The organism is Actinomadura sp. K4S16 (genome assembly GCF_008327685.1).
Taxonomy (GTDB): Bacteria; Actinomycetota; Actinomycetes; order Streptosporangiales; family Streptosporangiaceae; genus Spirillospora.
In genome coordinates, this window is sequence record NZ_BDDE01000016.1 from 395,069 (window position 1) to 408,659 (window position 13,591).

Here is a 13,591-nt window from a genome sequence, read left to right on the forward strand (position 1 = left end):
GGTGCCTCCACCCTCTCCGCGTGGGTTCGTAACGATGGCAGGCCCTTGGCGTGGCTGAGGTTCGCCGCTCCGTGGTGCTCATTCGCGCGAACGGCGCGCAAGCTGTGACAGACCGTTTCGCGCGAATGAGAACCACGGCTCGCGGGGGTCCAGGGGGCGGCGCAGCCCCCTGGTTCGGACACGTTCAACCGTTTTGGTCCATCAGCCGGTACGGGCGGCGGCGCGACCCCCTGGCGAGCAGCGGGACCCGGCCGGCGGACGAGGCACGATGCGCGGCCCGGCGCGGCCGTCCGGTGACCGGCGCCCACGCCGCACGCTCCGGGCGGCCTGGCGCGGGGCCGCGCAGCGGCCTGAGCGCCGCCGCCCTCGGTGGCCACATTCGGAAAGCCGCAGCCTTAGCGCCCAGCGACCTCTAGACTAGAGATGGCTGGAGGTGGTCAGTATGCGCGAGTATCTGCTCATCTCCGTTCTCCGGTAGCACACGGCGCATCCGTTCTCTGATGGAACGCGTCCATGGCTGGACGTCCACTCTCGTAGCTGGGTTGGGAGTGGGACCAAACACTATTCCGGAGCATCCGGCGGAGCACAATACCGGACAGGGGTCGACCAGCCGGTCTCTGAGTAAGCCAGCCACGAGGGACCGGGGCCCGCCGATTCGGCGGGCCCCTTGATCTAAAACAGCCCAATTCGGCAGCGGATCGCATCGGGTCCCTAGGCAGGGGCCTTTGGTCAAGCTCCGGACGGCTTCCTGTTTTCAGTCGACAACTCGTGTGCCCTCAATCCTCTACTCATCGCTCTTGCCTGAGCTGAGTAATCCATAGTGACTAGCGTGACATCACGCTGAGTAACTTGTTTCAAGAAAACAGAGCGGGCGATGATTTCGTCATCCGGATTTGGTTCTGGAATGTGGCCTCGATCGTCAAACAATATTTCTAGAGTCACATTTTTCCGTAGATCGGCGTAACCCTTCTCTTGGATCTCCTCCAATAGTGCAGGAAAGGGCTTCAAGGCAGCATGGGCCCTCTTGCGAGTGAAGTCACCTGCATACTTGTTGTTGTCGAGTTCTGTGAGCACGCGGATTGGCATAATAATGCGCACTCTCTTTGCGCCCAGCTCTCGAAGCCAATCGATGTGAGTTACTTGATTTCCATGCATATAGGCGTTTGTGTCGAGAACCACAAGGGTGCCCTCTTTTTCGCCCAGCTTTCGCCAATCCTCTAGGCGCGTTCTGGCGGCACTTAGGCGTCTGATTTGGCTTTCGCATTCATTGGCTACAAGCTCTTCGGGTCGAGGCCAGTCGTTAAGCCTTCCTATTTGCCAATATCTCTTACTGTAAAGATCCTCCAGGAGATCATCCCAAAGGAAATAACTGCGCAGCTTGCTTTCTGCTTCTGCTACGGCATTGAAATAGTCGCGCTGTATATCAGCAACCGACCTTCCGGGCATCCTTGAACGGACTTGCTCTAGAGTTCGAATTGACTCCGTGACGCGGAGAATGGAGATGTTGATGTCGGCATCTTCTCTAAGTTCCATCTTGCTCACCTTGCCTACCTTGTGCGGATATGCTTTTTATGGCATGTTATACCGATATGGGGCTTATGTGGCCATGTGTACGGTTTCTGAGAGATATGTGCTGATCCTAAGGGTAAGTCACTGGAGATGATCAATCCCTCCGACTAGGGTAGGGCGCATGCTTCGACGGTTCTTGTACTTGGACACCTCAGCGCTCAACGACTACGTCAGTGGCCTGGAAGGAGGGCTGAGGGAAACCTATAAGCGGTTGACGTCAGGTACCGACCATCCTGACCGGAACACGAATAATTCCTCAGAGTTGAAGGAGCTCCTTACGGAGGAGTCCATTACGATGAGCGATACACCACAGGCGCGCTTTGAGCGATTGCTTCGACTGGCCTATGTTGATCAAGAAGCAGCTGAGTGGATTACCGTAACGAATCCGGATGAGGACTTTGATCGGGCACGTCCAGGATCGATGATCGAGGCGGATTTCGATGTATACGTTCCAGACGCTATCCGGATGATGTCTCCTGCTGGCGGCCTTCCTCAGGTTCTTGACCAACTTGATGCGCTGATGCCCTCGGCGGAGGCTCTTGGCCTTGAGGTGCCGAGTGGTATGCCATCCAGGCAAGAGCGCAATGCCATGAAGGGCTTCGTTGAGTCGCTGGGTAGCGATCTTGTGATGGTTGGGGAGAGCGACGAAAGCGATTGGAAGGTGGCGGGGCAACTTCAGGCAGGTTTTCTGGCGTCAGAGATCGATGGTAGGGCCCGCGTCATTGGCAAGGTTTCTGCTATTTGGCAATCCGAGGAGTGGAAGCCATTGCTTGCTCTGCCTGGATCCTCGCTCTTGCCGCGCAAGCAGAGGCGCGCATTGTCAAAGAAGAAGCCGACTGAGGATGAAGAAGACCAGTTTCTTGAAGGGCCAGCGATGATGCTCGACGTGCTTGCGATCTATCGATAGCGCGACTTCTCTCCTCGGGCATTGGGAAGACTTTGAGGCAGTAGCCACTCCTTCTGGGTAGGTGAGGCTCGAACTCGCTAGGAGCTAGAGGGGTGTGGATGCCTCCGGTTTTTAGCATGGAGGTGCTGCGCTAAATGCGTGGCGGCTGGCCAGCCTGGCGACCGAGGAGGGGAGCTCGACCGACGGGGTGCCAGTCCCAGCGGCGTTCAGGGCCTTGTTGTACGACGAGGCTCACAGCGTCGACTTTGAATTCTTTCGTCGGAAGATCTCGGCCGAGTGTGCTGATGAGTGGTTCGGCCGGTTGTTCGGTCTCGCTGTAGGCGAGCGTCATGTGTGGGGTCCACTGGGTAGGGCCTTCGGTGGATCCCTCGCGGCCAGTCGCTTTGAGCGTAGCGTTCTGAACGGCCTTGCGGATCTGCCCCAAGGGACCTATGGGGTGGACCGCGACGGCGATTGCCTCAGGGTGGTAGAGGATGCGGCTGAGTGTCACGGTGATGGGTGGGAGTGCGGCGATTAGTTCCGATGCTGCGGCGAGCATCTCGTGTTGCTGGTGTGGGGTGATGTCGTCGGTGGGGCCGACCACGAGAGTGGTGATGTGGAGCCACTCGGTGGGCGTCATGTGGAGGCCCTGGAATCCTGCGAGTCGCTTCTGGGCGGTGTGGGCGAGGTCGCGGGCCTCGGGGTGGTCGCCTACGAGGATGTGCCAGTAGAGCGTGCCCTGTCCGGGTCCGGGTTCCTTGCGGTTTTGCCAGCGGTTGATCATGCGTGTGGGCAGGGGGCTCATGAGCGCTCCGTGTCGGTGTCGTCGGTGAGGGCGGCGGCGTTGAAGTCGCGGATCTGAGCCCTGAGCTGGACGGCTAGCGAGGTGTCTCGGTAGCGGGGGTGGCTGAGTCGGCGGTCTAGGTCGGCGACGTAGCGCGTGACGGTGGCTAGGCGCATGCCGGGGTCGAGTGTCAGCAGTTGGGTGAGTTGTTCGGCGGTGCCTTCGAGGTCGCCTTTGAGTAGGTGGGCTACTCCGGTGCCGACGCGGATCTGGGCCCAGATTGCTGGGGCGACGGGTGCGCCTGCTGCCCATGCGGTGTCGGCCATCTCGGCGGCTTCTAGGGCGCCGTCCGGGTCGCCTGTTCGGGTTGCCACTGCTAGCGCGAAGAGGGCGCGGCGCTCGGTGGGGAACGACCAGACTGAGCGGTCGGTGGGGCTGTCGTCGATGGTCTCGGCTGATTGCTCGGCTCGCTTGACGGCCTGGAGGGCTCTGGTCTTGTCGCCGAGGAGAGCGGCGGCGTTGGCCTCGTACCAGGCGAGTTGCGTCTTCATCGGTGTGTGTGGGCTGGCTTCGTAGCCTTGCCGGGCGAAGTCGGCCGCCTCGATGAGGCGGTCTTGCCATCGGGCCGTTTTGGCTTGGGCATACCAGGCGAATGCCTCGTTGGTGCCGGCTTCTCGGGCGAGCATGAGGGCGGCGGCTGCGTACTGCTCGGCGTGGTGGTCGAGGTTGACGTCACCGAAGATCACGGCTGCGTGGGCGAGGAGATCGGCGTCGATCCGTAGTAGCTCGCGGGTGTGGCGGGGCCGGGGCCGGCTGTTCTCCAGCAGCTCTTGCGTGCGGCGGTGCAGGCGAAGCACCTGGGACAGAAGCCTCTTCGCAGGGACCTGGGTGTGTGCGCTGGCGAGTGATGTGGTCGACCTGGCCAGGCTCTCGATTGTCTCGTCTGCCGTGTCGCTGGCCGTCAGCCATCGCGTCAATCGGGAGATGTCCGCCGTGGTGGCCGAGTCCATCGGGTTGGACGGGTCGGCCTTGGCCTGCTGGGGGTCAGTGCGCACTATCTCTGCTCGGGCCTGGGGGGCGAGAGTGTGCGGAGCTGGTGCGGTCGGGTGGTGGCGAGGTGCGAGGCCGAGGGCCATGCGGGCGGTGTCGGGCATTTTGAGGCCGTCGGCGATGCGCTCGAACACCTCCAGATCGGTTACGCGGCGCCCGCCTTCTTTCATGTGCCCGCTGACCCTGCCCTGGGTCATGCCGCAGGCGATGGCGATCTGGGTTTGGCTTGCGCCTGCGTACTGGCGCAGTAGGTGGAAGACGGTTCCTATGTCGCGGGAGGTCAGGGCCTGGGTCATCTGCGGGCGTTCCCACAGTGATTCGGGGATGACGATCGGGTCCGACGCCCCTCCCGGCATGGGTCTCCCTCCGCGTGACTAGACCTTGCTGAGCGTATATCCACCCGTGAGATACCGCCTGTGAATGGGCCCGGGCTGGGGCTGTGGCGGATCGTGTGCGGCATGACGCAGCAGCAAGACGCGGGCGAGCCGGACTGTGGGTCCTGCGGTGGTCGTGGGTGGAAGTTTGTCCATCCACGGCGGGCGGTCCTGGCGGGGCTGCCTGGTGGGTCGGGGCCGCCGGTGGAGCGCAAACCGTGCAGGTGGTGCACGCCGGTGAACGAGGAGCGCGCTGCGTAGTCCCAGCAAGCTGCGGGGCTGGCGGATGTAGTCGGCGGCTGTAGGCGTGATCGTCCGGGGTGGTGCGGTCGTGCCTGCCGGGATGGTGATGCATCCCTCATGCCGCTGTTGTTCGCCGGTCCCGCTTTCTTCTCTTTGGAGGTGATGGGCCGTGGGTGACGTGGTGAAAGCGCGGGCGGCCGCTGGCGAGGGGTGGCGGTCGGCGGCTGCGGCGCTGGTGGCTGACCTGGAGCGGCGGGGCCTGGTGGCCGAGGTGATCGGCAATGGCCTGGTGCGGGTGCGCAACCCTGCCGGGGAGCCGGACGGCGGTGATCCGCGGGTGCGGGCGCTGAGTCCGGGGCTGCGGCAAGAGGTGTTGTGCCGTCCGCACCGGGGGGCGTTGTGGTGGTGGTGGGTGTGGTCGGGTCCGACTCGCCATGCGCTCTCGGAGTTGGAGCCGTTGTGCCCGGTGGCCAACACCGCGTTCGCGGGGGAGCGCATCGCACGGGTACTGGCCGTCCCCTTCGCCAGCTCGCCGGAAGAGACGTCGGACGGGTGCCAGTGATGGGCGTGTCATGGGTGGCGACGGCGGCGGTGTCACCGGAGTTGAGTCGGCGGCCGGTGGCGGAGCAGATCGAGCGCGAGTTCTCCGGGGTCGTGGCCTGGTACGGCGAGGTCACCGGAGCATGGTGGGCCATGGTGCGGGTTCGCGGTGACGCGCGGTTGGTGGAGGCCCTCACTCCACGGGAGTTGCGGGACGCGATCGTGAACGCGCGGGGCTGGCCGTGGCCGAGGTAGTACGGGGCGGGCTCCGCTGACGCCCTGGCCGGTGGGCGGGCTGGTGGCGAGATTGGTGCCGGTGGTGGTGGGCTGTAGCCGTGACGCGGGTCCGGGTCGGCGTTACGCTGCGATGTGGTGCGCTTATGTGGTCAAGCGCCAGAGTCGTCAGGTGGTCGTGATGTCGGGTTTGGAGTTCGAGCCCCCGAAGTATGCGCGGGTGGTGCTGGAGCTGCGCCGCCGGATCGAGAACGGGGACTACGCGCCCGGCGCCATGCTGCCCTCGGAATCTCAGCTCGTGCGAGAGTTCGCGGTGGGGCGTACCACGGTGGTTCGGGCGCTGCAGATGCTCCAGCAGGACGGATGGATCATCCGCGAGCACGGGCGCGGCTCGTTCGTCAAAGGCCGGCCTGTCTCCTCGGCGCGGCCGTCTCGTCCTGGCCTGGCGGTGCTGGACCAACCCGAAACCGCGGCCGGTGTCACGCTGGTCGACGTCGGCTCGGTGCAGGCTCCTGCGGCGGTCGCGGGCCTGCTGGGCGGTGACGGCGGCCGTGTGGTGATGCGGCGGTGGGTGACCGTTCGGGACGGGATCGCCTCGGAGGTGGTGACGTGCTGGTTCCCGCAAGAGCTGGTGTACGGCACCGACCTGGACAAGGATGCGGCGCTTCCGGTGGGGCTGCGGGCGCACCTGCGCACGGTCAAGGGCCTGCGCATCGATCACATCTCCGAGCGGACGGCGGCGCGGCTTCCCGCTGGTGACGAAACCCGCCTCTTGCAGATCAAGAAGTCTGAGCCGGTGCTGTCGGTGCTGGCGGGTCTGCATGACGCCTCGGATGCGGTGCGGTTCGTCGCCGAGGTCGTGATGCCCGGATCGCTGCATGAACTGGAAGACGTCTACAGCGTTCCGGAGTGATCCCGGCCGCCTGACCTGCCTACATGCAAAATGTGACGCAGGTCACTCCTTGTGAAGGTTGTCCGGTCGAGTGGCTGAGGTACTTTCAAGGCATGCACTCGTCCGGACAAGCGGACGAATGAACGTCTGGAGGTAGCCGCAATGGCGGTCAAGGGTCCGTTCAAGGTCGCGTTCGGGGACGTGTTCCCCTTCGGCGCGTTCGTCAAGGGCGGTGTGGAGGCGGTGCGCGACTTCGACCGCTCCACCGCCGAGAACTTCGTGCAGGCGCGGGACAAGGACACCGGGGAACTGGTGTGGGCGGTGGAGGTGCTCGACGCCGATCCCGAGTCCAAGGGGACGTTCAAGGTGAAGCTGACCGCGCCGGTTCAGCCGATGATTCCGGAGGCTCCGGCGGGGTTCCCGTTCGTGCCGGTGGAGTTCGAGGGGCTGGCGGTGACGCCTTACGTCAACTCCGGTACCGGGCGGCTGGCGTACTCGCTGAAGGCGTCGGCGGTACTCCCGGCCAACCTCAACAAGGGCGGCGGCCGTGCGGCTGCGAAGGATGCGGCCTGATGGCGGGCGGGCGTATGTCGGCGCTGTCGCTGCCGATCGACGCTGCGGCGTCGGTGGAGTTCAAGCCGTTTCGGGCGCGTACGCCGCTGTTCACGGTCTCGGCGGGTCGGGTGCTGGTCACCCTGACTCTTCCGGAGCGGGTGAGCGCGGGTGATGTGGAGTTCGCGCGGGGTCTGGCGGTTCAGGCTGCGGCGTACGCGGTGGAGGTGGAGCGGCTGTACCGGTCGGGGCGTCGTCCCTCGTCGGGCCGGTCCTCGGGCAAGGGGAAGGCGGCGTGATGGAGACCTCGTACAGCTACACCACGGTGAGTGTGGACTCCGACGGGGCCTCGACGGTGAACGTGGCCTTGCGGCCCGACCGTGATGTCTCGGTGCTGTGCGCCCGTGGCCGTGACCGCGCGCAGATCTCGATCTCGCACGCTCGGGCGCACGTGACCATCACCCCGACCAACCCGACCGCACCCACCGCCGAAGACGTCGCGACCGCGCGCCAGCTCGCCGGGTTGTTCGCGCGGTACGCGGCTGAGGTCGAGCGGCTCCACGCCAACGGTGCTTCGGTGCCGGGCGGGTCGGTCGAGTCGGCGGCCTGAAAAGCAAGGTGGGGCGGCTGGAGTTGGTACCTCCGGCCGCCCCGCTCTCTCCCCTGAACTGCGCAAAGAAGAGGTGTGACCCATCATGGCATGGGAGTTCCGCAAGCTCGGCCCCGGTGAGAACGTCGCCGTAGAAGCGCAGCGTGACCCGTTCGCCGCTCCGAAGTGGGCGCCTCCGGTGTGGCACATGCCCGAGGGCCTCGTGCTCGTGGTCAACGCCGTCCGCGCCCTCGTCCGGACCGTGGTGTTCCTGGTCCGCAACATCGTCCCCGTCTCGGTCCTGTCCGGCCTGGGCTGGCTCGGCTACCGGTACGGCTGGACGGTCCCCGTCGTGGTCCTGGCCCTCGTCGCCGTGGGCCTGGTGGCGTGGGCGGTGCTGGAACGTCCCTCGTTCGTCCGGTGGGTGGTCCGTCCGGCTCATGGCTGGTGGCGGCTGGTGGCGGTGTACCGGCGGCATTGGCAACCCGTCCTGGTGACGGCGGGCCTGACCAAGGTCCACAAAGGGCGGGAGTACCTGCCCTCCCTGGTGCGGGTCCGCTGCGGCCCGACGTCCGATCGGGTGCTGGTGAAGATGCTCAAGGGGCAGGCTCCCGACGCGTGGGAGAACGTGACGGCGAACCTGGCGCACGGGTTCGGCGCGGTGCTGGTCCGGGTGCGGGATGGGGACCGTCCGGGGCGCATCTGGCTGGAGTTCGTCCGCCGTGACGCTCTGGCCGTCCCGTTCCCTGCGCTGCCTGTCCCGGACGCGTCCGCGGTGGACCTGTCGGGGCTGGTGATCGGGCGGCAGGAGGACGGTTCGCCGTGGCGGCTGCGGCTGCTCGGTACGCATGTGCTGATCGCGGGGGCGACGGGTGCCGGCAAGGGCTCGGTCATCTGGTCGACCGTTCGGGCGCTGCTGCCGTTGATGATGGCGGGCCTGGTGGAGGTCTGGGCGGTCGACCCGAAGCGTATGGAGCTGTCGTTTGGGCGTCCGCTGTTCGAGCGGTACGGGCGGTACTCCTCCGACCCGTCCGGCGGCATGGTCGCGCTGCTGGAGGACGCTGCGGCGGACATGAACGCTCGCGCTGAGCGCTTCGCGGGCGTCACCCGGTCGTTCACGCCGTCGCATGAGCATCCGTTCCGGGTGATCGTGGTCGATGAGCTGGCGTTCCTGACGGCGTACTGCCCTGAGCGTGATCTGCGCAAGCGGGCCGAGTCGGCGCTGGCGGTGCTCACCTCGCAAGGCCGGTCGGTGGGGTACTGCGTGATCGGTGCGCAGCAGGACGCGCGCAAAGAGGTCAACAACCTGCGCAACCTGTTCCCCGACCGCATCGCCCTGCGCCTCGATGAGGACGAGCAGGTTGACATGGTGCTCGGCGACGGTGCCCGCGACCGTGGCGCCCTGGCCGACCAGATCTCATCGGTTCCTGAGATCGGCGCGGGCGTGGGGTTCGTCCGACTGGAGACCACCCCCGACCCGGTCCGGGTGCGGGCGGCCTACGTCTCCGACGACGACATCCGGGACATGGTCGCGCTCGGCCTCCCCGATGTGGAGGCGGCGTGACGCAACCGGCCCTCGACGGTTCGGTCTCCGAGTCGGCTCCGGCGGCCCCTGCGGAGACGGGCGCGGTGGTCAAGACGCTGCCTCCGCTGGCGCGGGGCGTGCTGGAATCGGTCGCGGTCGAACACGGCGTGTGCATCCGCCCTGTCCCGATGCGGCGGGTGGACCTCAACACCGGTGCGGCCGAGGTCGTCTACGTTCCGTGTGGTCACACGCTGGCCTCGGTGTGTCCCTCGTGCGCTGAGCGGAAGCGCAAGCTGCGGGCGGTGCAGTGCTCCCAGGGCTGGCACCTGACCGAGGAGCCGGTCATCACGCGCGCCGATCCCGACGATGAGCAGCGTGCGTGGATGGAGTTGCGGGCGCAAGCGGCTGCGGCCCGTGACAAGGCGGCCGAGGAGGGGGCGGCGGACGGGGAAGACGTCGGGTTCTGGGATGCCGTGATCCGTGACCTGGACAACGAGCTTGAACGCACGGGGGTCCGGGGTGCCCTCAAGTCGGCTGAGGACATCAGAAGCCGGCGGACTCGGTCGACTCGGCGGCGGCAGGACGCACCGGACCTTCCTCGGCGTCCAGTCGACTCCCGCACTCTCGGCAAGGTCTACCGGGGCAAGGACGGGAAGACGTTCCGGCCGTCGATCTTCCTGACGCTGACGCTGGATTCCTACGGGCGGGTGCGCTCGGACGGGACGCCGGTCGATCCCGAGTCGTACGACTACACGCGGGCGGCTCGGGACGCGTTGCACTTCTCCAAGCTGGTGGATCGGTTCGTGCAGAACCTGCGCCGGTTCGTCGGCTACGACGTGCAGTACTTCGCCACCGTAGAACCGCAACGCCGTCACGCTCCCCACCTGCACATGGCCATCCGCGGAACCATCTCGCGGGCGGAACTGCGTCAGGTCGTGGCGGCGACCTATCACCAGGTGTGGTGGCCCTCGACCGATCGCGTGGTCTTCTCCGGGGATCACCTGCCGGTCTGGGATGACGTGGCGGGTGAGGACGGCGGCGGCTATCTCGACCCTTCGACCGGGGAAGTCCTGCCGACCTGGGATGACGCGCTTGACGCCCTCGGCCTGGACGACGAGGCCGAACCCTTGCACGTGGTGCGGTTCGGGCGGCAGATCGACGCACAAGGCGTCATGCCCGACTCTCCCCAGTCCCGCAAGCTGATCGGCTACCTCACCAAGTACCTCGTCAAGGGCGTCGCCGAATGCCACCAGGCCGAGACTGGCGCGCAGCGTGAGCATGTCGACCGGATGGCCGAAGCACTCCGGTATGAGCCGTGCTCTCCGACGTGTGCGAACTGGCTGCGCTACGGCATCCAGCCCAAGAACCCGCGCAAAGGGATGCAACCCGGGTTCTGCAAGGGCAAGGCACACCGCCGCGAGCACCTCGGCTACGGCGGCCGTCGCGTCCTGGTCTCCCGCAAGTGGTCCGGCAAGACCCTCGCCGACCACAAGGCCGACCGGAAGGCGTGGGTCCTGGCGCGGCTGGCTGAGGCCGGTATCCCGGTCTCCAACCCGGCCGATCCGAACGCCGTCCACGTCTGGGAACGCGCCGGTCCCGCCGATCCCGACGTCAAGCCGACCGAGGCGCGGCTGTTGCACCTGATCAACGAACGCATCCAACGGCGCCGCCAGCTCGACGCCGCGACCCACACCCCAACCCCCGAACTTTCGGCAACTGCGGAGGCAGCGTGACCGACCGGCGTAAGCAGATGACGGCCCTCGACCCGGATGACCGCCTCCTGACCTACGACCAGGCGGCCGACGTCCTCAACACGACTCCGCGGTTCCCCCGCCGCCTGGTGGAGGAACGGCGCATCCGCTTCGTCAAGGTCGGGCGGTTCGTCCGCATCCCCGAGTCCGCGCTTCACGAGTTCATCGCGGCCGGGCTCGTCGAGCCGGTCACCCTGCGCGGCAGGAACACAAGGAGGGCTGCCTGATGGCTGGCAAGCGACGCTTCGGGCGCGTCCGCAAACTTCCCTCTGGTCGATTCCAGGCTCGGTATCCGGGGCCTGACGGCCTGGACCGACCTGCGCCACACACCTTCGCGACCAAGCGGGACGCTGAACAGTGGCTCGTCCTCAAAGAGGCGGAGATCGCGCGGGGGGAGTGGATCGACCCGAACGCGGGCAAGGTGCCGTTCGACGTCTACGCGAAACAGTGGATCGATGACCGCGTACTCAAGCCTCGCTCTGAGGGCCTGTACCGCAGCCTTCTCCGCAACCACCTGAGCCCGACTTTCGGCAACTACGATCTCGCCGACATCCGTGAGGCCGACGTGCGCCGCTGGCGGAAAGAACGCCTCGGCGTGGTCGGGCAGTCGACGGTCGCCAAGGCCTACCAACTCCTCAAGTCCATCCTGAACACGGCGGTGGACGACGAGTTGATCCGCCGGAACCCGTGCCGCATCAAGGGTGCCGGCACCCCGGACACACCTGAGCGGGAGATGATCCCGCTGACCAAGGTGGTCGAGATCCTCACCGTGATCCCGGACCGGTACCGGGCGCTCGTCCTGCTCGGCACGTTCGCGAGTCTGCGATGGGGTGAGCTGGCGGCGCTGCGTCGCAAGCACCTCGACCTGAACGCGGGCGTCGTCCGGGTGGCGGGCTCGCTGGCCGAGTTGGACGGCGGCAAGCTCCTGGAGGACACGCCCAAGTCCCGAGCCGGTCGGCGCATCGTCTCCATCCCGCCGGAGATCATCCCGGACCTGCAAGCGCACCTGGACGAGTTCGCCGAAGACGGTCCGGACGGTCGGGTCTTCGTCGGCCCTCGGGGCGGCCCTCTCCGGCGCTCGGGCTTCCGGCGCATCTGGAACAAGGTGCGGGTGGACGTCGGTCTTCCTGATCTGCACTTCCACGACCTTCGTCACGTCGGCAACACCCTCGCCGCCACCACGGGCGCGAGCCTCAAAGAGCTGATGGTCCGCATGGGCCATGCCTCGTCGCGGGCGGCGCTGATCTACCAGCACGCCAGCCAAGATCGAGACAGGGTGATCGCGGCGGCGCTCGGTGAGGCGTTCAAGGTCGCTCGGGCTGGTGACAAGAGTGACAAGCGCACCCCGAAACGATCGGGCACGCAACGGGCACGGAAGCCCTAGCGATCATGGCAAAAAGCAAGGCCCAGGTGGGGAAACAGGGTTCCTACCTGGGCCTTCGCAGTGGGAGCGGGCGACGGGAATCGAACCCGCGTAGCCAGTTTGGAAGACTGGGGCTCTACCATTGAGCTACGCCCGCTAGGCGTCTCGGGGCCTGGGTGGGCCTCGATCGCCATCCCGTAGCGTACAGGGTTCTTGGGGTGGTCGTGCCTTGGCGGAGCGGGCGGGGGGCGAACGGGACTACACTGCTCGCGTTATCGCGTTCGGCGGTGGTGTGCGGGCTGTAGCGCAGTTTGGTAGCGCACTGGCTTTGGGTGCCAGGGGTCGTGGGTTCAAATCCCGCCAGCCCGACTGTCTAGCCCCGCTTCCTCCTCGGAAGTGGGGCTTTGTCGTGCCATCGGGTATCGCTCCTCTGAGACGTCGTCAGGGGGAAGCATGGAGCCACTGCAGTACCGGGAGGTCGGGAAGGCGCCGGAGGTCGTGATGGTGTCCGCGCCTGTGCCGGGGCTCTTGAGGTTCTGCTGAAGGTGACCGCGGTCGGGGTGCCATTCGGACAGCGCGGTCATGAGCCGGCGGCTGGTGGATCAGCGCTGCCAGTTCACCGCATCGCAGGTTTGCGGACGTGGGGCGATCGGTCTGGGGCCGGTGCGTGATGATGTGCGAGGGCGGCCGCTCCGGCCGGTGAGAGCGGAGGTCGCAAGGCGGGCGGTCTTGATTCGGTACGCGTTGTACCTTGATGATCATGACGACAGAGGTGCGAGGCTGGCCGGACGGGCTTGGGGTGGTCCAGGTTCGGGTTGCGCGGCCCACCGACAGGCTGGACGAGGTGGTCACCTTTTATAGGGACCACTTGGGCCTGCCCGAGCTCTCCCGGTTCAGCGGCCATGCCGGTTATGACGGCGTGATGCTCGGCCTTCCCGGCACCGACTACCACCTGGAGTTCACCTCGCACGCCGACGGCAGCCCTTGCCCGGCGCCCACCGGCGACAATCTGCTCGTGCTGTACTTCGCGGGCGAGGCGCAGATGCACGACGTGGTCGAACGGCTCGCGGTGGCCGGGCACGACCCGGTGCCGGCGGAGAATCCCTATTGGACTGAGAACGGCGCTCTGACCTTCGCAGACCCGGACGGCTGGCGCGTTGTCTTGGTGCCCAAGCCCGTCTTCTGATGGCTGGACGTGCCCGCGGCCTGCGCATCGACAGCGCCGTGCTGGCCGCCACC

Annotated in this window: 15 protein-coding genes and 2 tRNA genes; 13 read left to right on the forward strand and 4 right to left on the reverse strand. The window is 66.3% G+C overall.

The features are described from left to right. Positions 1–729: 729 nt before the first annotated feature. On the reverse strand, positions 730–1,533 hold the full coding sequence (locus tag K4S16_RS25675) for a PIN domain-containing protein (RefSeq protein WP_235037082.1): 804 nt from the start codon (positions 1,531–1,533) through the stop codon (positions 730–732). Positions 1,534–1,690: 157 nt separating this feature from the next. On the opposite strand from K4S16_RS25675, the gene K4S16_RS25680 reads away from it, so the two are divergent. After that, complete coding sequence (locus tag K4S16_RS25680) at positions 1,691–2,476, forward strand: hypothetical protein (RefSeq protein WP_149261575.1); 786 nt, start codon at positions 1,691–1,693, stop codon at positions 2,474–2,476. A gap of 130 nt (positions 2,477–2,606) precedes the next feature. On the opposite strand, the gene K4S16_RS44465 is transcribed toward K4S16_RS25680, so the two are convergent. Together K4S16_RS44465 and K4S16_RS44470 are read right to left on the reverse strand one after the other, a co-directional pair. Further along, positions 2,607–3,260, reverse strand: coding sequence for a 2'-5' RNA ligase family protein (locus K4S16_RS44465; RefSeq protein ID WP_160161026.1), 654 nt, complete (start codon positions 3,258–3,260; stop codon positions 2,607–2,609). Further along, positions 3,257–4,645 (reverse strand): helix-turn-helix transcriptional regulator, encoded by a 1,389-nt coding sequence (locus K4S16_RS44470; RefSeq protein WP_160161027.1) that lies wholly within the window; start codon positions 4,643–4,645, stop codon positions 3,257–3,259. Before K4S16_RS44470 ends, K4S16_RS44465 begins: the two co-directional genes overlap by 4 nt. 430 nt (positions 4,646–5,075) lie before the next feature. On the opposite strand from K4S16_RS44470, the gene K4S16_RS25690 reads away from it, so the two are divergent. The 10 genes from K4S16_RS25690 to K4S16_RS25735 all read left to right on the forward strand — a co-directional run bounded on the left by K4S16_RS25690 (position 5,076) and on the right by K4S16_RS25735 (position 12,373). Then, on the forward strand, positions 5,076–5,468 hold the full coding sequence (locus tag K4S16_RS25690) for a hypothetical protein (RefSeq protein WP_149261576.1): 393 nt from the start codon (positions 5,076–5,078) through the stop codon (positions 5,466–5,468). Next, a complete protein-coding gene (locus tag K4S16_RS25695) occupies positions 5,468–5,701 on the forward strand; it encodes a hypothetical protein (protein ID WP_149261577.1) in 234 nt (77 codons plus the stop codon). The genes K4S16_RS25690 and K4S16_RS25695 overlap by 1 nt, the downstream gene beginning before the upstream one ends. A 127-nt stretch (positions 5,702–5,828) precedes the next feature. After that, on the forward strand, positions 5,829–6,593 hold the full coding sequence (locus tag K4S16_RS25700; RefSeq protein WP_235037073.1) for a GntR family transcriptional regulator: 765 nt from the start codon (positions 5,829–5,831) through the stop codon (positions 6,591–6,593). A 141-nt stretch (positions 6,594–6,734) separates the two neighbouring features. After that, positions 6,735–7,145 carry a plasmid replication, integration and excision activator gene (locus tag K4S16_RS25705; RefSeq protein WP_149261578.1) on the forward strand — a complete coding sequence of 137 codons (411 nt, stop codon included), beginning with the start codon at positions 6,735–6,737 and terminating at the stop codon, positions 7,143–7,145. Continuing rightward, on the forward strand, positions 7,145–7,423 hold the full coding sequence (locus tag K4S16_RS25710; RefSeq protein WP_149261579.1) for a hypothetical protein: 279 nt from the start codon (positions 7,145–7,147) through the stop codon (positions 7,421–7,423). Before K4S16_RS25705 ends, K4S16_RS25710 begins: the two co-directional genes overlap by 1 nt. Then, positions 7,423–7,734: a hypothetical protein gene (locus tag K4S16_RS25715; RefSeq protein ID WP_149261580.1), complete on the forward strand. Its 312-nt coding sequence runs from the start codon at positions 7,423–7,425 to the stop codon at positions 7,732–7,734. The genes K4S16_RS25710 and K4S16_RS25715 overlap by 1 nt, the downstream gene beginning before the upstream one ends. Positions 7,735–7,819: 85 nt before the next feature. After that, on the forward strand, positions 7,820–9,277 hold the full coding sequence (locus K4S16_RS25720; RefSeq protein WP_235037074.1) for an FtsK/SpoIIIE domain-containing protein: 1,458 nt from the start codon (positions 7,820–7,822) through the stop codon (positions 9,275–9,277). Then, complete coding sequence (locus K4S16_RS25725) at positions 9,274–10,971, forward strand: replication initiator (protein WP_375708347.1); 1,698 nt, start codon at positions 9,274–9,276, stop codon at positions 10,969–10,971. Before K4S16_RS25720 ends, K4S16_RS25725 begins: the two co-directional genes overlap by 4 nt. Further along, on the forward strand, positions 10,968–11,216 hold the full coding sequence (locus K4S16_RS25730; RefSeq protein WP_235037075.1) for an excisionase family DNA-binding protein: 249 nt from the start codon (positions 10,968–10,970) through the stop codon (positions 11,214–11,216). The genes K4S16_RS25725 and K4S16_RS25730 overlap by 4 nt, the downstream gene beginning before the upstream one ends. Beyond that, positions 11,216–12,373, forward strand: a complete 1,158-nt coding sequence (locus K4S16_RS25735) for a site-specific integrase (protein ID WP_149261581.1) — start codon at positions 11,216–11,218, stop codon at positions 12,371–12,373. Before K4S16_RS25730 ends, K4S16_RS25735 begins: the two co-directional genes overlap by 1 nt. Before the next feature lie 65 nt (positions 12,374–12,438). Here K4S16_RS25735 and K4S16_RS25740 read toward each other — a convergent pair. Further along, positions 12,439–12,509: transfer RNA gene (locus tag K4S16_RS25740), tRNA-Gly, on the reverse strand. A 138-nt stretch (positions 12,510–12,647) separates the two neighbouring features. On the opposite strand from K4S16_RS25740, the gene K4S16_RS25745 reads away from it, so the two are divergent. Continuing rightward, positions 12,648–12,721: transfer RNA gene (locus K4S16_RS25745), tRNA-Pro, on the forward strand. A 391-nt stretch (positions 12,722–13,112) separates the two neighbouring features. Continuing rightward, on the forward strand, positions 13,113–13,538 hold the full coding sequence (locus tag K4S16_RS25750) for a VOC family protein (protein WP_149261582.1): 426 nt from the start codon (positions 13,113–13,115) through the stop codon (positions 13,536–13,538). The last annotated feature ends 53 nt before the right edge of the window (positions 13,539–13,591 follow it).

Excerpts from the sequence above, each read along its gene's own strand:
- K4S16_RS25720 (WP_235037074.1), top strand. The coding sequence starts at position 7,820 with ATGGCATGGGAGTTCCGCAAGCTCGGCCCCGGTGAGAACGTCGCCGTA.
- K4S16_RS25705 (WP_149261578.1), top strand. The coding sequence starts at position 6,735 with ATGGCGGTCAAGGGTCCGTTCAAGGTCGCGTTCGGGGACGTGTTCCCC.
- K4S16_RS25695 (WP_149261577.1), top strand. The coding sequence starts at position 5,468 with ATGGGCGTGTCATGGGTGGCGACGGCGGCGGTGTCACCGGAGTTGAGT.
- K4S16_RS25680 (WP_149261575.1), top strand. The coding sequence starts at position 1,691 with ATGCTTCGACGGTTCTTGTACTTGGACACCTCAGCGCTCAACGACTAC.
- K4S16_RS25675 (WP_235037082.1), bottom strand. The coding sequence starts at position 1,533 with ATGGAACTTAGAGAAGATGCCGACATCAACATCTCCATTCTCCGCGTC.
- K4S16_RS25710 (WP_149261579.1), top strand. The coding sequence starts at position 7,145 with ATGGCGGGCGGGCGTATGTCGGCGCTGTCGCTGCCGATCGACGCTGCG.
- K4S16_RS44470 (WP_160161027.1), bottom strand. The coding sequence starts at position 4,645 with ATGCCGGGAGGGGCGTCGGACCCGATCGTCATCCCCGAATCACTGTGG.
- K4S16_RS44465 (WP_160161026.1), bottom strand. The coding sequence starts at position 3,260 with ATGAGCCCCCTGCCCACACGCATGATCAACCGCTGGCAAAACCGCAAG.
- K4S16_RS25750 (WP_149261582.1), top strand. The coding sequence starts at position 13,113 with ATGACGACAGAGGTGCGAGGCTGGCCGGACGGGCTTGGGGTGGTCCAG.
- K4S16_RS25735 (WP_149261581.1), top strand. The coding sequence starts at position 11,216 with ATGGCTGGCAAGCGACGCTTCGGGCGCGTCCGCAAACTTCCCTCTGGT.
- K4S16_RS25715 (WP_149261580.1), top strand. The coding sequence starts at position 7,423 with ATGGAGACCTCGTACAGCTACACCACGGTGAGTGTGGACTCCGACGGG.